Raw genomic sequence first — 16,365 nt, forward strand, 5'->3', positions numbered from 1 at the left:
CCATAGGCAGAATCAATAACGCAGGCGCCCACCCTGTATCTCGGCGAGAATCTGCGGGGTCAGCCGCACGTAGGTATCCGATCCTGGCAGCCAGGCGTACACCGGATCGTCGCCGATTTGCTGAAGATCGAACGCCTGCTCCTTGAGGCGGCTCTTCTGGTACTTGAAGGTACCGGTGGTGTCCATCTTCAGCTTGATGCGCAGAAACAGCGGCACCGCATAAGCCGGCAACTGCTGCCGGGCAAACTGCAGCAACTCGCTGAAATCCAGGGTCGCCAGGGACTCCGCTGGAGTGATCGCGACCATCCCGGCCCGGCCGTTGGTGTTGTGGATCTCAACCCCATAAGCCACCACCTCGGCAATCTGCGGGTGGCCGAGGAGGATGTTCTCCACCTCGGTGGTGGAGACGTTCTCGCCCTTCCAGCGATAGGTATCCCCCAGGCGGTCGACGAACTGCACATGGCCAAAACCGATGTCGCGTAACAGATCGCCGGTATTGAAATAGCAGTCACCCTTCTCGAACACGTCCTTGAGAATCACCTTGAGGTTCTTTTCCGGGTCGGTGTAGCCATCCAGCGGCGCCTTGTCGTCGATCTTCGCCAGCAACAGGCCCTGGCCGCCCTTCGCCACCTTCTGCATGAAACCCTGACTGTTGCGCAGCGGCGCGCCGGTGTCGTGGGCGTATTCCACCAGCGCCCAGGGGATCAGGGAAAAACCCACGGTGTTGTCGAAGTTGAGGATATTGCTGAAGCCGATGTTGCCATCGCTGGCGGCATACAGCTCACAGATATGGCCAACACCGAAACGTTGCTTGAACTCGCTCCAGACACCCGGACGCAGGCCGTTACCGATCATCTTCGAGACCCCATGCTCGGCATCCCGCCCGGACGCCGGCTGGTCGATCAGGTAGCGGCACAACTCACCGACATAGCCCACGGTCGTCGCCTTGAACCGGCGCACGTCATCCCAGAACTGACTGGCGCTGAACTTGCGGCGGATGGCAAAGCCCGAGGCCCCGGTAATTGCCGAACCCCAGCACACGCACAACCCTGTGGCGTGATACAGCGGCAAGGTGCAATACACCACGTCGCCAGGTTGCATGTTCAGGGCGATGGTGCCGAAGCCGGCAGAAGTGCGCATCCAGCGCCCGTGCTTGAAGATGCCGGCCTTGGGCAACCCCGTGGTGCCGGAGGTATAGATGTAGAAGCACGGATCATTGAGGAAGATGCGCTGGGTCTGCGCCAGGTTGTCCGATGGGTAGCTGGCGCTCTCGGCCATCAGGTTGCGCATCCCCTCCGGGGTCGGGCCGGGATCGACAAAAGCGTCCTGGTCGGCGACGAACCAGGTGCGCTGCGGATCGATGCCCACCTGCTCGCGGATCGCCGAGTAAGCGGCCTGCAGTTCACCACCAAGGATGATCGCCGCCGGCTTCACCAACGCCAGGCTGTGCACCAGCACCCCCTGGGTCTGCGCGGTGTTGAGCATCGCGCAAATCCCTCCGAGCTTGGCTACCGCCAGCACCGTGACCAGCAATTCCGGGCGATTTTCGATAAAGATCGCCAGCACATCGCCCTTGCTAATGCCCTGCTCCTGCAGGTAGGCGGCGATACGGTTGGCCCACTGGTTGGCCTGGGCGTAGCTGAGCACCCGATCGCCGTACAGCAGGGCCGGGCCCTCGGGATTGCGCAGGGTCGCCTGCTCGAAACTCCAGCCCAGGCCACAGGGCTGGTCCGGTTTCTCGATGTTGCCCGCCCTCATGCCGCGCACCACCCGTGGCAACGCCCTGGCAATGGACGGCACCTTACGCAGCATCATGCCCCAGGTGATCATGTCGCTCTTGTGCTTGTTCATGGTTGCTCCGGTTCGACAGCAAAGGTCTGTTCCCGGTCCAGGCCGGGCGTTGGCAGCAGCGGCACAAGGCTCAACCTGGGGTGGCACGCCAAGGTACGGAGACCGGCAGACGGACGCAGTGGATATCGCCCGACGAGGGATAGAGGCAGGACAAGCGCGGCGCTGCAAAAAGCACCGGCGACAGTGCGCAGGGAAGGTTCATGGAGAGCGTCCTATGTTCTTATTATTGGTTGGGCGGGATCACTGGATCGCGCCGCAACACATTCCATGTCGCAGAAACGCCCTTCAACGTGCGTTGGCGAAGTTGCCGAAGCCGGGTTGAAACGACGTGACTGGCTGAAAAATACGTCAGCCGTTGCGAGCCTGTACACGGGGTTTTTGCAAACTTTTGTATCTCTCGGCACAGCGGGCAGGCCCCTGCGCAATGATTGAATTTTCCGCCGCGACCCATGGTGCACCGCGAAAGCACCAGTCAAGAACCGTCGCCAACCTGCAAAATGCAGGATGCACGATGCACGATGCACGATGCACGATGCACGATGCACGATGGCCATTCATGCAATTTGCACGAATCATGGATTGGTCTATTTTTTCAAGTCATTGTTTTTAAAGGAAATTTTAAAATCACAGTACTGGCACAATCACTGCACCTATCACTTCACGCTTGCCCTTCAAGAGCTAACGGAGCTGATAGACATGAGCCTGATCCAAGAAAAATTTTCCTCCCTGTTCTCCAACTTCGAAGTCACCACCCAACCACGCCCTGACGGCGGCATCCTGCTGACCCTGCGCAACAGCGAAGGCAAACAGTTCAAGCGCTCCATCTCCTACGCACAGTTGCACGCCGCCGACCAACTGTCGTGGGTCATCAGTGCGATTCGTCGGGACTTGGCCGAACAGGCCAGTGAGTTGCCACAGATTTCCATGCTGCAAAGCCAGAACCGCTTTGCGCTGCCGACTTACCACAGCGCGTAAGCCGATCACCGTTCAACTGTCCGGGCCGGCCCACCTTGCGTGGGTCCGGCCCATTGACGTTGCTTTGTCGCTCAATCGTCCAGGCGCGGAAACCGGCTGGCAATCGTGTCGCCGGTCAAGCTGGCTTTCCAACCCTGGGGGTTGTTGAACATGCGGATCGCCACCAGGTTCGGCTGCTCCCCCATGTCGAACCAGTGGGCAGTGCCCGCCGGCACCGAGATCAGGTCGTTCCTCTCGCACAGCACGGCGTACACATAGTCATCGATGTGCAGGTTGAACAGGCCCCGACCAGCGACGAAGAAACGCACTTCGTCTTCATCGTGACGGTGCTCATCGAGAAAACTGGCGCGCAACTCGGCCTTTTGCGGATGCTCGTGATTAAGGCTGAGCACATCCACGGTGAGATAGCCACGCTCGGTCATCAGCCGATCAATCTGCTCCTGATAGGCACTGATCACTTCTTCCTGGCTGGCGCCCGGAGCGATTCGCGTCGCGGCTTGCCAGCGGTCGAAGCGAATCCCCTGTTCGGCGAGGGTTGCAGCGATATCGTCGAAGTGGGTCAGGACCTTGTTCGGCAGATCCGGACTGGATACGTGGTAGACGGACAGGCTGCTCATTACGGCAACTCCTCTTGCATGCGGGTGGCAATGATAACGGCTGCGGCCAGGGCTGCGACGCTGGCAATACTAAAGGTCAATGTGGGCCCCAGGGCATTCCAGCTATAGCCCGAATACAAGGCGCCCAGAGCGCCCCCGGTTCCCGCCAGGGCGGCGTACAGCGCCTGGCCCTGGCCTTGCTGGCGGGCGCCAAAGCTGCGCTGCACAAAGTGAATGGCCGCGGCATGGAAACTGCCGAAGGTCGCCGCGTGCAGCACCTGCGCCAGCAACAGCACCCACAGGTGTTCCGCCAGGCTGCCCAGCAGCAACCAGCGCAGGCTAGCCAACAGAAAGCTGGCCAACAGCACACGGCGCACGGAAAACCGCGCCAGGATCCGGCTCATCGCCAGGAACATCAGCACCTCGGCCACCACACCCAGCGCCCAGAGCATGCCAATCACCCCACGGGTGTATCCAAGGCGCTCCAGGTGCAGGGTCAGGAAGGTGTAATACGGGCCATGACTCATCTGCATCAACGCCACGCACAGGTAAAACGCCAGCACGCCGGGGCTGCGCAGTTGCCCGAGAAAGCCCTCCCCGGCCAGCCGCGGCCCCTGGACCGCAGGCTGGGCGTTGGGCACCCACAGGCTGCTGAGCACGATACCGCCCATGATCACCACCAACGCCAGCGGATAGATGTCCAGGCTCAGCCATTCGAACAGCCGCCCCAGGGCCACCACGGTGAGAATAAAGCCGATGGAACCCCAGAGACGGATCTGGCTGTAGCGCGAGGCCTGGCCCTGCAGGTGGGCCAGGGTGATCACTTCGAACTGCGGCAGCACGGCGTGCCAGAAAAAAGCGTGCAGGGCCATGACCATGGCCAGCCAGGCATAGCTCTTGTCGACGAAGATCAGGGAGAAGCAGATCAGGGTGCAGATCGCGCCAAAACGCACGATCGCCAAGCGGCACCCCGTGTAATCCCCCAGCCAGCCCCACAGGTTCGGCGCCACGCAGCGCATGAGCATGGGGATGGCCACCAGTTCACCGATGCGGGCGCTGGAAAACCCCAGGTGATCGAAATACAGCGCCAGGAATGGCGCGGTCGACCCCAGCAGCGCGAAGTAGAACAGGTAAAAACTGGAAAGCCGCCAGTAAGGAAGTGCCGCCACGGCCTTCAGACCGTGGCGACTGGCAGAACCAACATTACAGCTGGCCCAGCACCGGCGTGCTGACGCGCACGTCGGAATTCTGGCCACGATGGCGCAGCAGGTGATCCATCAACACGATGGCCATCATCGCCTCGGCGATCGGCGTCGCGCGAATGCCCACGCATGGGTCGTGGCGGCCCTTGGTGATCACGTCCACCGGGTTGCCATCGACATCGATCGAACGCCCGGGGGTGGTGATGCTCGAAGTCGGCTTGAGCGCCAGGTGAGCGACGATCGGCTGGCCCGAGGAAATGCCGCCGAGAATGCCGCCGGCGTTGTTGCTGAGGAAACCTTGCGGGATCAGTTCATCCCGGTGCTCGGTGCCGCGCTGGGCGACGCAGGCGAAACCGGCGCCGATTTCTACGCCCTTGACCGCGTTGATGCTCATCAGCGCATGGGCCAGCTCGGCGTCCAGGCGATCGAAGATCGGCTCGCCCAGGCCCGGCATCACGCCTTCGGCAACCACGGTGATCTTGGCTCCGACCGAATCCTGATCCCGACGCAGTTGGTCCATGTAGGCTTCCAGCTCCGGAACCTTGTCCGGGTCGGGGCAGAAGAAAGCGTTGTCCTCTACCGAATCCCAGGTCTTGAAGGGAATCTCGATCGGGCCCAACTGGCTCATGTAGCCGCGAATCACGATGCCCTGGCTGGCCAGGTATTTCTTGGCAATGGCGCCGGCGGCCACGCGCATGGCGGTTTCCCGGGCCGAGCTGCGACCACCGCCACGATAGTCGCGGATGCCGTACTTGTGATGGTAGGTGTAGTCAGCGTGGGCCGGGCGGAACAGATCCTTGATCGCCGAGTAGTCCTTGGACTTCTGGTCGGTATTGCGGATCAGCAGGCCGATGGAGCAACCGGTGGTCTTGCCTTCAAATACCCCGGAGAGGATTTCGACCTCATCGGGCTCCTGGCGCTGGGTGGTGTGGCGGCTGGTGCCGGGCTTGCGCCGGTCCAGGTCACGCTGCAGGTCTTGCAGCGACAGCTCGAGGCCCGGCGGGCAGCCGTCGACAATGGCGACCAACGCCGGACCATGGCTTTCGCCCGCGGTGGTGACAGTGAACAGCTTGCCGTAGGTATTGCCGGACATGCAGGGAGCTCCGTGAAATCAGCCGAAATAACTCAATCAGGATTACTGAGGGCGCCAGTATACGCAGGCTACCCAACTAGTTCATCCTCGAACCTTCTGCCTGTTGCCGAGTCAAACCGGCACCTTATCCATGATGGCGCGATGATGCTGCGAGTCCTTCTCTTGAGCCTTTCCCTGTTCACCGGCCTGGTCCAAGCGGCCGTCCTGCAACGTCCTGTGAGCCTGGATACCGGGCACGGCGAGCTGTATGGCTCGCTGCTGCTGCCCAAGTCCGAGCAGCCGGTGCCGGTGGTGCTGATCATTTCCGGCTCCGGCCCTACCGACCGCGACGGCAACAACCCCGATGGCGGGCGCAACGACAGCCTCAAGCGCCTGGCCTGGGTACTGGCCAAGCACAACATCGCCAGCGTGCGTTATGACAAACGCGGGGTGGCCGCCAGCCTCGCGGCCACCCCGGACGAACGCAACCTGACCCTCGATGCCTATGTCGCCGATGCCGTGGCCTGGGGGCAAAAGCTCAAGGCCGACCCACGCCTGGGCCAACTGATCGTTCTGGGCCATAGCGAAGGTGCGCTGATCGCCACACTGGCGGCGCCGCAGCTGGATGCGGCCGGGGTCATCTCCATCTCCGGCACCGCCCGCCCGGTGGACCAGATCCTGCGTCAACAGCTGAGCTACCGCCTGCCTCCGGCGCTGATGCTACGCAGCAATGAACTACTGGACAGCCTCAAGGCCGGCAAGGTCGACCCTGATGTGCCGCCGGCGCTGCAGGTGATTTTCCGCCCCAGCGTGCAGCCTTACCTGATCACCCTGTTCCGCGAGGACCCGGCGGCGGCCTTCGCGCGCCTGAAAATGCCGGCGCTGATCATCCAGGGCAGCAACGATATCCAGGTCAGCGTCGATGACGCCAAGGTTCTCAAGGCCGCCAAACCGGATGCACAACTGGCGCTGATTGAAGGCATGAACCATGTGATGCGCATCGTGCCCAACGATCTCAAGCGCCAGCTGGCGTCCTACAAGGACCCGCAATTGCCGTTGGCGGCCGAACTGGGCAGCGCGATCATCGGTTTTATTGACGGACTTCACACCCGTTAGGCTGTTTTCACCCTCCAGTCCTGAAAAAAACGGCCGATAAGCCTTTGCCGGCCGTTCAATTGCTGTCGGCGCGCAGCGATTGGACAGGATCTCGCCGTTATGACTGATACCCCGAATTCACCCGCCACCGAGCAGGAAGCCGTCGCCCCGGAAGCGCCGCCGCTGCCATGGGCGGATGTGCAGGCTGAACATCACAAGATGCTGCGCCTGGCGCCCTTGCAGACCGATCGCGCTACCGGCGGGCGGCCCTTGCGCTTTGTCGAGTTCGGTTACGCCGAACGCAACAACAAGGAACACAGCCTGCTGCGCATGACCATCAGCTTGCCTGGCCAGCGGGTGCGCAAGGAGCAGAATCACCTGGATGTGTGGGTCGAGCACGACACCCGCCGGGTGCACTTCGAGCCTGAAGGCGGCCTGCAGATCGAACCGCTGAACCGCGGCATCGGCCGTTTCCTGCTGGCCCAGGCGGCGCAGTGGGCGCAAAAGAAGTGGCCACACTACCGGGTCGACGGCTTCGACCTGGCCAACAAGGACGCCCTCAACGAAGACACACGCCTGCGTCGCGACCACGTGCTGCGCACTCAGGGTTTCGATGTGGTGTATGCCGACGCCCAGCACCTCAAGGGCAGCGTCAAGGATGTTCAGGTCGGCGAACTGCTGAGCCAGTGGAACAGCGAAAAACTGCAGTTCGTGGAAATCCTGGAAGCGGCGCAGATGCTCCAGCAGGCCGAACAGAACCTTGAAGAACTGGAAGTGAAACTGCGCAAGCAGGAAGAGAAAGTCACCAAGTACAAGCGTGAAGACACCGGCCTGCGCTTCACCATCACCTGCCTGGTCGCCTTCGCCGTGTTCCAGGCGGGGCTGCTGATCTGGATTGCGACTCATCGCTGAGCCGCAACCACTGGATGCTCAAGGCCCGCGTTGCGCGGGCCGGCAATCGATTCAGACCCGGGACGCGAACAACGCCTGATGTTCGCGGCACTGCTCGGCAGTCAGCATGAAGACTCCGTGGCCGCCGCGTTCGAAATCCAGCCAGGCGAAGTCGACTTCGGGGTACAGCGACTCGACATGCACCTGGCTGTTGCCCACTTCGACAATCAGCAAGCCCTTCTCGGTCAGGTGGTCCGCGGCTTCGGCGAGCATCCGCCGTACCAGGTTCAGGCCATCTTCGCCACAGGCCAGGCCCAGCTCGGGCTCGTGCTGGTACTCGTCCGGCATGTCGGCAAAATCTTCGGCATCGACATAAGGCGGGTTGGACACGATCAAGTCGAAGCGCTGCCCGGGCAGGCCATCGAAACCATCGCCCTGGACGGTAAACACCCGCTCCTCCACGCCATGACGCTCGATGTTCTGGTTGGCCACTTCGAGGGCCTCGAAGGACAGGTCCGCCAGCACCACTTCGGCATCGCGGAACTCATAAGCGCAGGCAATGCCGATGCAGCCAGAGCCGGTGCACAGGTCGAGAATCCGCGCGGGCTCGTTGCCCAGCCAGGGTTCGAAACGTTTTTCGATCAACTCGCCAATCGGCGAACGGGGAATCAGCACGCGCTCATCGACCATGAACGACATGCCGCAGAACCAGGCTTCGCCCAGCAGGTAAGCGGTGGGCACACGCTCTTCGATGCGGCGCTTGAGCAAATGCTGCACATGGACCAGTTCGTCGTCTTCCAACGCGCAGTCCAGGTAGCTGTCGGCAATCTCCCAAGGCAGGTGCAAAGCCCCAAGCACCAGTTGGCGGGCCTCGTCCCAGGCGTTGTCGGTACCATGGCCGAAGAACAGATCCTCCCCATGAAAGCGGCTGACAGCCCAGCGGATATGGTCGCGCAAGGTGCGCAGGCGGGAAGTGATCACGGGACAGACTCCTGACAAAACGACCGGCGATTCTAACAGCCTAAACGCCTGCCGACGACGAATGAAAAGCCCCCGCGGTGCAATCGTCCTGGTGCCGTTTTTACCCGGGAAGGCTTTATACCTTGCCCCTCTTGACAAGGCTGCAGGCCAACAACGGCGCACCTTACGTTAGTAGCGATTCACAGAAGCGCTCCGCCAGAGGACAATGTCGCAAAAGCCCCACTCACAGGAGCCCCAGAATGTCCGTTCCAAAGACGATGTTTCAACTCAGCGGTCGTGGTTATGCAGCGGCCAATTTGAGCCACGCGACCCTTGTGATCATCGACGCCCAGAAAGAGTACCTCAGCGGCCCACTGGCCCTGTCCGGCATGGATGCGGCAGTGGCCAATATCCGTCAACTGCTGGCCGCGGCCCGGGCTGCCGGTCGCCCTGTCGTGCATGTTCGCCACCTCGGCACCGTGGGCGGTCTGTTCGACCCTCAGGGCGAGCGCGGCGAATTCATTCCCGGCCTTGAACCCCAAGGCGACGAAACCATCATCGGCAAACTGCTGCCCAGCGCCTTCCACGGCACTGAACTGGAAAAACGCCTGCAGGACCTTGGCTCCCTGGACCTGATCGTTGCCGGCTTCATGAGCCACTCCAGCGTCAGCACCACGGTCCGCGCAGCGAAGAACCTGGGTTTCCGCTGCACTTTGGTAGAAGACGCCTGTGCCACCCGCGACCTGCCGTACAAAGGCGGTATCCTCAGCGCCGAGCACGTTCAGCAAACCGAAATGGCGATCATGGCCGACAACTTCGCCACCCTCGCCCAGACCGCAAGCCTGATCTGATCAGCCCTGGTGAGCGGCTGGCGGGCCGCTCATCCATAAACGCCTCGCATTTGCAGCATTTGCCTTAGCCTCAGGAACCACCCGGACAACTCCCGGTCGAAGGGCCGATACCCATTGAGGAAGGTCGGAATGAAGATATCCGATGGTTTTGACGCACGCCGATTGCGGCCCAAAAGCCCGCGAAACTGGCGATTGCGCCTGGGGGCGGGATTCTCCGCACTGCTGGCCACGTTCGGCGTGCTCCTGGCAATGGCGGGGGTTGCCAGCCTGCTCGGCCGGGCACCGGCGCTGGGAGAGATCAACGCCAGCCCGGCGGGCTCGGCGGTGATCCTGGCGGTTGGCCTGTTGCTGCTGTATGTCGGTGTGCGCTTGTGGCGCCGTTGCCGGCGGCGCATGCGTCAGCCCCTGGCGCTGAACATGGCGCCGCACCTGATGAAAAAACACGACTGACATTCCTGTGGCGCGATTTGCGCGCCTTAAGGTGTTCCGAGTTGGGTAAACTAGCCGCCCTTCGCGGAGGCTGACATGCAAGACGACGATTTTTCCCTGTTCAAAAACGAGATCCGCGGCGTCAAGCCGATCAAGCACGATCGTGCCGATACCGGCAAGCCCAAGAGCGACCGGGCGCAGATCGCCAAGCTGCGCCAGGCAGCCACCGTGCGCAGCGAAACCACTACGGTGGACGGCCTTTCCGACCAGTTCGTCATCGATGTAGGGCCGGAAGACGAGCTGATGTGGGCCCGCGATGGGGTCCAGGAAAGTCAGATGCGCAAGCTGAAAATCGGTCAGATCCCCTTTGAAGGCAGCCTCGATCTGCACGGCATGACCGTGGAAAAGGCCCGGGAAACCCTCTGGGCATTTCTCGCCGAGGCCACCCAGTTCGAAATCCGCTGCGTGCGCGTCACCCATGGCAAGGCCGTGCGCCTGGATGGCAAGCGCCCCATGATCAAGAGCCACGTCAACACCTGGTTGCGCCAGCATCCACAGGTGCTGGGCTTCACTTCCTGCCAGGCCAAACACGGTGGCACCGGGGCACTGTACGTGATGCTCAAGCGCACCATGATGGAAGGCCGTGACGAATAAAGCCGCTGCATCACGCTTGCAGCGTCGTGTCCGCCACCGTACCCTTGCCCTTTGCGTAAAATCCCACAGGTAGTTTCATGTCCCTGGAACAGAATTACACCGCGATCCTCGGCCAACTGGGCGAAGACGTCTCCCGCGAGGGCCTGCTCGACACGCCCAAGCGTGCCGCCAAAGCCATGCAGTACCTCTGCCGCGGTTATGCCCAAACCCTGGAAGAGGTCACCAACGGTGCCTTGTTCAGCTCCGATAACAGCGAAATGGTGCTGGTCAAGGACATCGAGCTCTACTCGTTGTGCGAACACCACCTGCTGCCGTTCATCGGCAAGGCCCACGTAGCCTACATTCCCAGCGGCAAGGTGCTGGGACTGTCGAAAGTCGCGCGCATCGTCGATATGTATGCCCGCCGCCTGCAGATCCAGGAAAACCTCAGCCGGCAGATCGCCGATGCCGTCCAGCAAGTGACGGGCGCCCTGGGGGTTGCCGTGGTGATCGAGGCCAAGCACATGTGCATGATGATGCGCGGTGTGGAAAAACAGAATTCATCGATGATCACTTCGGTGATGCTGGGTGAGTTCCGCGAAAATGCCGCGACCCGCAGCGAGTTCCTCAGCCTGATCAAGTAACAGGCCCCGAGCAGAAAAACCGGCGTTGATCGCCGGTTTTTTTTCGTCTGGCAAAATCAGGTAAGCTGCCGCCCCTTCATTCATGGGCAAGAGGCAATACCGTGATCGTCAAAGCGCTGCGAGTCGGCCTGGGCCAACTCATCATTTTCATCGACTTCATTACCCGCCCGCGCAAGCAGAAGCGCGCTGCTGCAGCTCAAGCGCAAGTCGCGGAAGCCGCCAAGGGCCTGACCCTGTATCAGTTCCACGCCTGCCCGTTCTGCGTCAAGACCCGCCGCACCCTGCACCGCCTGAACGTGCCGGTGGCCCTGCGCGACGCCAAGAACAACGAACAGGATCGCCAGGCCCTGCTGGAACAGGGCGGCAAGATCAAGGTGCCGTGCCTGCGGATCGAAGAGAACGGCCAGACCACCTGGATGTATGAATCCAAGGTGATCATCGACTACCTGAACCAGCGCTTCTCGGCCGCCTGAGACCTTCCTCCGGGGCTGCTCAGTCCCGGCTCAGCGACAAATCGAGCAAGGCCGCCCCCAGGCACTTGCCATGGGCATCCAGCGCCAGCGAGCGGGTCACGCCACCGCGCAGGATGCCCGGCAGGACGAAGTTCAAGGCCTGCACATTCTCCAGGACGTAACGCCGTACCGGCGCCCCATCGCTCCCCAGCAAGCCTGCGAAATACGCCGCTACCCGCTCGGCGGTGAGCTGCTCGCAGAGAAAGGCAAAATCCTCGGCGCGGTAGGCAATGACCGAAATGTTCGAAGTGTCGCCCTTGTCTCCGGTACGCGAGTGCGCCAGATCACGCAATGTGAGCCCATTCATGCCTGTGCCTCCTGATGAAGTTGCACCCTGACAGCCGTACGCGGCAGCAACAGGGACGCCACGGCGACCACCTGCCGCACGCTTTTGCTGGCCCCGCCACCGCCAGCAGGACCATTGGTATAGAGCGTCTCCACTTCATTGCCGAGCCGTACGGCTTCGGCCTGGTCGGTGCAGCGCGCCGCCACCCGCAGGCGCACCTCCCAGGGCTCGACGCCCCCACGCTGGCCCAGCTCGGCGCCGTGCAAAGCATCGATGCCGATCAGCTCCGCGCGCACTTCCTGCATCTGTACGCCGGTCAGGGCCAGGCGTTCAAGAACGATCTCCCGGGCCAGCCGCGCCCGCGCCACGGCGCCCGGTCCGCCGTAGGAAATCTGCCCTTCGCCGATCCAGCCATCCAGGTAACCGACACTGACCTTGAGCTGGTCCGGCCGCTTGCTGCCGGCCGCCCCTTCCAGACGCACGCGATCGCGCCCTTCTTCGATAAAACCCACCGCGGAAAAATCGGCACAGACGTCCGGCGTCAAGTACGCCGCCGGGTCATGCACCTCATAGATCAACTGTTCGGTGCAGGTGGCACTGCTGACCAGCCCGCCTGAACCCTCGACCTTGGTGATCACGGCCGCGCCCTGCTCATCCACTTCGGCCAGGGGAAACCCCAGGCGTGCCAGACCGGCAACATCCTTGATGCCCGGGTCGGCAAAATAGCCGCCGCTGACCTGCCCCGCGCATTCCAGCAGGTGCCCCACCAGAGTCCCGCGCCCCAGACGCAGCCAGTCGTCCTCGGCCCAGCCAAACTCGAAGATCTGTGGCGCCAGGAACAATGACGGGTCGGCCACCCGCCCGGTGATCACCACATCGGCATCGGCCCGCAGCGCCTCGACCAGGCCCTGGGCGCCGAGGTAGGCATTGGCGGAAATCAACCGCTGGCCCAGCGCGCCCAAGCTCAGGCCGTTATCCAGCACCTGCTGCGGCCGGGCACGCAGAATCTCCAGTACATCGTCGCCCAATACCGCGATCACCTTGAGGCCGGGCAAGCCCAGCTCGGCGGCGATCCGTTGCACCTCGGCCACTGCCGCCAACGGATTGGCAGCGCCCATGTTGCTGATGATGCGCAAGCGCCGGCCGGTGGCCGAGGCGCCGACAAAGGGCAGCACCCCGCGCATCCGCGCCCCCAGCAACGGGTCGTAGCCACTGCGCGGGTCGGCCATGCGCGCCTGTTGCGCCAGGGCAATGGTGCGCTCGGCCAGGCATTCGAAAACCAAGTAATCCAGATCGCCGTGTTGCGCCAACTCGATGGCCGGCTCGATACGATCGCCGGAATAACCGGCGCCAGAGCCGATACGTAGGCTTTTCATGTTAAAGAACTCCCAGCAGCAGCGCGGTCAGGGTCATCAACACCGACGCGGCGAATAGAAAGGGGATGGTGAAACGCTGATGGTCGGCCAATTCGATCTTGCACAGGCCCACCAGCAGGAAGGTCGCCGGGGTCAGCGGGCTCACCGGGAAGCCGGTGGTGTGCACCCCGAGCAATGACGCCTGAGCCACTTGCAGCGGGTCGACACCCAGGGCCTTGCCCACTTCGGCAATCACCGGCATCACCCCGAAGTAATAGGAGTCCGGGTCAAACAACATGCTCAGCGGCATGGACATAAGCCCCACCACGGTCGGAATCAGCTTGCCGTGACCGGCAGGAATCTGCGCCACCGCCACTTCGGCAATCGCCTTGAGCATGCCGCTGCCCTGCATGATGCCGGTGAATACCCCGGCCGCCAGGAGAATGCTGGCCATGGTCAGGGCGGTCTTGGCATGCGCATCGATACGCGCGCGCTGGGCCTCGACGTCCGGGTAGTTGATGCACAGCGCCAGCACCGTGCCGACCATGAACATCACCACCGGGTCGACCCAGCCGGCAATCATCACCAGCATCACCAGTACGGTGAGCAGCAGGTTGATCCAGAAGCGTCCGGGGCGGCGCAGCGCCTCTTCGGCGTCGCTCAGCACCCGGCTCGGAATACCCGTGCCAGCGGCGCCGCCGGGCCCCAGCCCGAGGCGGCGCTCCTCCCGGCGACCGAGCCACCAGGCGCTGGCGAAGACAAACAACAGGCCGACGATCTGCACCGGGATCAGCGGCTGGAACAAATCCGCCACCGGCACATGCAGGGCCGCCGAAGAACGCAGCACCGGGCCGGTCCAGGGCAGGAAATTGACCCCGGCCGCCATCGCCGCGACACAGGCCAGGATCCGCCGGTCGATGCCCAGCCGGGTGTAGAGCGGCAGCATCGCCGGCACCGTCACCAGGAAGGTCACCGCGCCGGAGCCGTCCAGGTGCACCAACAGCGCCAGCAGCGCCGTACCCACCACGATCCGCGTAGGCCGGGTGCCAACGCTACGCAGGATGCGGTCGATGATCGGGTCGAGCATGCCGGCGTCGGTCATGATGCCGAAGAACAGAATGGCGAACACGAACATGCCCACCACGGGGGCGACGTTCTTGATGCCGGTGACGATAAAGGCGCTGGTCTGCAGGCCGAAACCACCGACCAGCGCGGCGATGATCGGCAGCGCGATCAGCGCCACCAGGGGCGACAGGCGCTTGCTCATGACGGACACGAGCAGACAGAGGATGGTGATGACACCCAGGGTGGCGAGCATGGAGGAACTCCAGTGTGCCGCCTCTTCAAGCCAGGGCCGGAAGGCGGACGGTTATTGTTTTTCTGGAGTATTGAAATCGCGCTAGTCTTTGTAAATTGGAATATTCGGCGCCTTGTATTCGGAAAAACAAAATGAAGAACTCGATCCAGCACATCCAGGCCTTCCTCGCCGTGTCTCGCAGCGGCAACTTCAGCAAGGCCGCGACCGAGCTGCACCTGTCGCCATCGGCACTTACCGTACAGGTCCAGCAACTGGAGGAATGGCTGGGGGTCGCCCTGCTCGACCGCAGCCCGCGCCATGTCAGCCTCACTGCGGCCGGCCAGGAAGCCCGCGGGCCGATGGAGAAACTGCTACTGGACCTGGACAACATCGTCAGCGGCTCCCGGGACCTGGCCGCTCTGCGCCGCGGCGTGGTAACCATTGCCGCGCTGCCTTCAGTCTGCGCCGGGGTACTGCCACCGGCCTTGCGCCAGTTTCGCGAGCAATGTGCCGGGATCGAAGTACGCCTCCAGGACCTGGTGGCCCACCGCATTCATGCTCAGGTCCGTGCCGGCGAGGTGGATTTCGGTATCGGCGGGCGAGCTCGGCTCAGCCATGGCCTGGACTTCCAGCCCCTGCTGGAAGATCGCCTGTGTGTGTTCGTGGCGGCCGATCATCCCCTGGCCAAGCGCCAGTCGGTGACCCTGAAAGATCTGGCGCAACAGCCGATCATTCTCACCGGCCGCGACAGCAGCGTGCGCGAGCAGGTCGAAGCGCTGTTCGATGACAGCCGCCTGAGCCTGCTGTCGGCCATGGAAGCCAACTACATGAGCACGGTGCTGGCGCTGGTGCGCCAGGGCCTGGGGATTACCCTGCTGCCGGAATCCGCCGATGACGGCCGCGAGGGGCTGCGTCGGATTGCCCTCAAGCACCCGGGGGCCAGCCGCGAGATTGGCCTGATCCGCCGAAGTGGCCAGCAATTGAGCCCGGCGGCGCAGCGCTGCTATGAGTTACTGCACCAGCGCCTGGCCAGCGAACGCAATTAGCCGGCTCCATAACGCACTGAACCGGCACAAGGCCGGTTCAGTGGGGGTCGAAGCACCCGCTCAGTCGAGCATCGCCACATGCCGCGGATGGCTTTGCACGCGCTGCATCCAGGCCTGGATGCCCGGGTAGCGGCTCAGGTCGAATCCGCCTTCATCGGCCACATGGGTGTAGGCATAGAGCGCGATGTCGGCGATCGAATAATGCTCGCCCACCAGATAAGGCGTGCGGCTCAATTGTTTCTCCATCACGTCCAACGCCTTGTAGCCACGCTTGTGCAGCTTCAGGTATTCCTCGCGGCGCTCCTCCGGCAGCCCTTCGTAGAGCTGGATGAAACGCGCCACGGCAATGTAGGGCTCGTGGCTGTACTGCTCGAAGAATTGCCATTGCAGAACCTGGGTGCGCAGGCGCGGTTCGCTGGGCAGGAACTCGCTGCCGTCGGCGAGAAAGTTGAGAATCGCGTTGGACTCCCACAGGCAAGTGCCGTCTTCCAGCTCCAGGACCGGGATCTTGCCGTTGGGGTTCTTCGCCAGGAAGGCTTCGGTCTGAGTGTCGCCCCCGAGAATATCCACCGCCTGCCATTCGTAGGGCTGGCCCAGCAAATGGAGCATCAGCTTGATCTTGTAGCAGTTGCCTGAACGGTAATCGCCATAAACCTTGTACATGGCCCTC

The 16,365-nt window shown here is 62.7% G+C and carries 18 protein-coding genes; 9 read left to right on the plus strand and 9 right to left on the minus strand.

The genetic code is table 11. From position 1 onward, the window contains the following. Positions 1–12 precede the first annotated feature (12 nt). Complete coding sequence (locus LXM55_RS09295; RefSeq protein ID WP_233320121.1) at positions 13–1,851, minus strand: long-chain-acyl-CoA synthetase; 1,839 nt, start codon at positions 1,849–1,851, stop codon at positions 13–15. A 696-nt stretch (positions 1,852–2,547) separates the two neighbouring features. Here LXM55_RS09295 and LXM55_RS09300 point away from each other — a divergent pair. Then, positions 2,548–2,826, plus strand: coding sequence for a DUF3509 domain-containing protein (locus LXM55_RS09300; protein WP_019093389.1), 279 nt, complete (start codon positions 2,548–2,550; stop codon positions 2,824–2,826). Positions 2,827–2,897: 71 nt separating this feature from the next. Here the strand turns inward: LXM55_RS09300 and LXM55_RS09305 are convergent, their stop codons facing one another. From LXM55_RS09305 to aroC, 3 genes are read right to left on the minus strand one after another with little or no spacing between them, the layout of a single operon-like run. Continuing rightward, complete coding sequence (locus LXM55_RS09305) at positions 2,898–3,443, minus strand: 1,2-dihydroxy-3-keto-5-methylthiopentene dioxygenase (protein ID WP_233320122.1); 546 nt, start codon at positions 3,441–3,443, stop codon at positions 2,898–2,900. Beyond that, positions 3,443–4,591, minus strand: coding sequence for an MFS transporter (locus LXM55_RS09310; RefSeq protein ID WP_233320123.1), 1,149 nt, complete (start codon positions 4,589–4,591; stop codon positions 3,443–3,445). Before LXM55_RS09310 ends, LXM55_RS09305 begins: the two co-directional genes overlap by 1 nt. Positions 4,592–4,625: 34 nt before the next feature. Further along, positions 4,626–5,717 (minus strand): chorismate synthase, encoded by a 1,092-nt coding sequence (aroC, locus tag LXM55_RS09315; RefSeq protein WP_233320124.1) that lies wholly within the window; start codon positions 5,715–5,717, stop codon positions 4,626–4,628. A 141-nt stretch (positions 5,718–5,858) separates the two neighbouring features. Between aroC and LXM55_RS09320 the strand changes: the two genes are divergently transcribed. Then, the gene (locus tag LXM55_RS09320) at positions 5,859–6,812 is read left to right on the plus strand and encodes an alpha/beta hydrolase (RefSeq protein WP_233320125.1); all 954 of its coding nucleotides are present in this window, start codon (positions 5,859–5,861) and stop codon (positions 6,810–6,812) included. A 99-nt stretch (positions 6,813–6,911) separates the two neighbouring features. Beyond that, positions 6,912–7,703 (plus strand): hypothetical protein, encoded by a 792-nt coding sequence (locus LXM55_RS09325; RefSeq protein ID WP_233320126.1) that lies wholly within the window; start codon positions 6,912–6,914, stop codon positions 7,701–7,703. A gap of 51 nt (positions 7,704–7,754) precedes the next feature. Here LXM55_RS09325 and prmB read toward each other — a convergent pair whose 3' ends face one another. After that, positions 7,755–8,663: a 50S ribosomal protein L3 N(5)-glutamine methyltransferase gene (gene prmB, locus LXM55_RS09330; RefSeq protein ID WP_233320127.1), complete on the minus strand. Its 909-nt coding sequence runs from the start codon at positions 8,661–8,663 to the stop codon at positions 7,755–7,757. A 239-nt stretch (positions 8,664–8,902) separates the two neighbouring features. Between prmB and LXM55_RS09335 the strand changes: the two genes are divergently transcribed. The 5 genes from LXM55_RS09335 to LXM55_RS09355 all read left to right on the plus strand — a co-directional run bounded on the left by LXM55_RS09335 (position 8,903) and on the right by LXM55_RS09355 (position 11,672). Continuing rightward, on the plus strand, positions 8,903–9,493 hold the full coding sequence (locus LXM55_RS09335; protein ID WP_011062622.1) for a cysteine hydrolase family protein: 591 nt from the start codon (positions 8,903–8,905) through the stop codon (positions 9,491–9,493). A 129-nt stretch (positions 9,494–9,622) separates the two neighbouring features. Next, positions 9,623–9,943, plus strand: coding sequence for a hypothetical protein (locus LXM55_RS09340; RefSeq protein ID WP_233320128.1), 321 nt, complete (start codon positions 9,623–9,625; stop codon positions 9,941–9,943). Positions 9,944–10,018: 75 nt separating this feature from the next. Then, positions 10,019–10,576 carry a Smr/MutS family protein gene (locus LXM55_RS09345; RefSeq protein ID WP_233320129.1) on the plus strand — a complete coding sequence of 186 codons (558 nt, stop codon included), beginning with the start codon at positions 10,019–10,021 and terminating at the stop codon, positions 10,574–10,576. 77 nt (positions 10,577–10,653) lie between these two features. Continuing rightward, positions 10,654–11,199 carry a GTP cyclohydrolase I FolE gene (gene folE / locus LXM55_RS09350; RefSeq protein WP_011062625.1) on the plus strand — a complete coding sequence of 182 codons (546 nt, stop codon included), beginning with the start codon at positions 10,654–10,656 and terminating at the stop codon, positions 11,197–11,199. A gap of 101 nt (positions 11,200–11,300) precedes the next feature. Further along, positions 11,301–11,672, plus strand: a complete 372-nt coding sequence (locus LXM55_RS09355) for a glutathione S-transferase N-terminal domain-containing protein (protein ID WP_233320130.1) — start codon at positions 11,301–11,303, stop codon at positions 11,670–11,672. Between the two features lie 19 nt (positions 11,673–11,691). Here LXM55_RS09355 and LXM55_RS09360 read toward each other — a convergent pair whose 3' ends face one another. From LXM55_RS09360 to LXM55_RS09370, 3 genes are read right to left on the minus strand one after another with little or no spacing between them, the layout of a single operon-like run. Further along, positions 11,692–12,018: an AtuA-related protein gene (locus LXM55_RS09360; RefSeq protein WP_233320131.1), complete on the minus strand. Its 327-nt coding sequence runs from the start codon at positions 12,016–12,018 to the stop codon at positions 11,692–11,694. Next, complete coding sequence (locus LXM55_RS09365) at positions 12,015–13,373, minus strand: acyclic terpene utilization AtuA family protein (RefSeq protein WP_233320132.1); 1,359 nt, start codon at positions 13,371–13,373, stop codon at positions 12,015–12,017. The genes LXM55_RS09360 and LXM55_RS09365 overlap by 4 nt, the downstream gene beginning before the upstream one ends. 1 nt (position 13,374) lies before the next feature. Next, a complete protein-coding gene (locus tag LXM55_RS09370) occupies positions 13,375–14,670 on the minus strand; it encodes a CitMHS family transporter (RefSeq protein WP_233320133.1) in 1,296 nt (431 codons plus the stop codon). Between the two features lie 131 nt (positions 14,671–14,801). Between LXM55_RS09370 and LXM55_RS09375 the strand changes: the two genes are divergently transcribed. Then, positions 14,802–15,695: a LysR family transcriptional regulator gene (locus LXM55_RS09375; protein WP_233320134.1), complete on the plus strand. Its 894-nt coding sequence runs from the start codon at positions 14,802–14,804 to the stop codon at positions 15,693–15,695. 60 nt (positions 15,696–15,755) lie between these two features. Here LXM55_RS09375 and LXM55_RS09380 read toward each other — a convergent pair whose 3' ends face one another. Further along, the gene (locus LXM55_RS09380) at positions 15,756–16,358 is read right to left on the minus strand and encodes a glutathione S-transferase family protein (RefSeq protein ID WP_233320135.1); all 603 of its coding nucleotides are present in this window, start codon (positions 16,356–16,358) and stop codon (positions 15,756–15,758) included. Positions 16,359–16,365: the final 7 nt, after the last annotated feature.

Source organism: Pseudomonas sp. Au-Pse12 (assembly GCF_021341665.1).
Classification (GTDB): Bacteria; Pseudomonadota; Gammaproteobacteria; order Pseudomonadales; family Pseudomonadaceae; genus Aquipseudomonas.

Excerpts from the sequence above, each read along its gene's own strand:
- LXM55_RS09295 (WP_233320121.1), bottom strand. The coding sequence starts at position 1,851 with ATGAACAAGCACAAGAGCGACATGATCACCTGGGGCATGATGCTGCGT.
- LXM55_RS09300 (WP_019093389.1), top strand. The coding sequence starts at position 2,548 with ATGAGCCTGATCCAAGAAAAATTTTCCTCCCTGTTCTCCAACTTCGAA.
- LXM55_RS09305 (WP_233320122.1), bottom strand. The coding sequence starts at position 3,443 with ATGAGCAGCCTGTCCGTCTACCACGTATCCAGTCCGGATCTGCCGAAC.
- aroC (WP_233320124.1), bottom strand. The coding sequence starts at position 5,717 with ATGTCCGGCAATACCTACGGCAAGCTGTTCACTGTCACCACCGCGGGC.
- LXM55_RS09320 (WP_233320125.1), top strand. The coding sequence starts at position 5,859 with ATGATGCTGCGAGTCCTTCTCTTGAGCCTTTCCCTGTTCACCGGCCTG.
- LXM55_RS09325 (WP_233320126.1), top strand. The coding sequence starts at position 6,912 with ATGACTGATACCCCGAATTCACCCGCCACCGAGCAGGAAGCCGTCGCC.
- LXM55_RS09335 (WP_011062622.1), top strand. The coding sequence starts at position 8,903 with ATGTCCGTTCCAAAGACGATGTTTCAACTCAGCGGTCGTGGTTATGCA.
- LXM55_RS09340 (WP_233320128.1), top strand. The coding sequence starts at position 9,623 with ATGAAGATATCCGATGGTTTTGACGCACGCCGATTGCGGCCCAAAAGC.
- LXM55_RS09345 (WP_233320129.1), top strand. The coding sequence starts at position 10,019 with ATGCAAGACGACGATTTTTCCCTGTTCAAAAACGAGATCCGCGGCGTC.
- folE (WP_011062625.1), top strand. The coding sequence starts at position 10,654 with ATGTCCCTGGAACAGAATTACACCGCGATCCTCGGCCAACTGGGCGAA.
- LXM55_RS09360 (WP_233320131.1), bottom strand. The coding sequence starts at position 12,018 with ATGAATGGGCTCACATTGCGTGATCTGGCGCACTCGCGTACCGGAGAC.
- LXM55_RS09365 (WP_233320132.1), bottom strand. The coding sequence starts at position 13,373 with ATGAAAAGCCTACGTATCGGCTCTGGCGCCGGTTATTCCGGCGATCGT.
- LXM55_RS09370 (WP_233320133.1), bottom strand. The coding sequence starts at position 14,670 with ATGCTCGCCACCCTGGGTGTCATCACCATCCTCTGTCTGCTCGTGTCC.
- LXM55_RS09375 (WP_233320134.1), top strand. The coding sequence starts at position 14,802 with ATGAAGAACTCGATCCAGCACATCCAGGCCTTCCTCGCCGTGTCTCGC.
- LXM55_RS09380 (WP_233320135.1), bottom strand. The coding sequence starts at position 16,358 with ATGTACAAGGTTTATGGCGATTACCGTTCAGGCAACTGCTACAAGATC.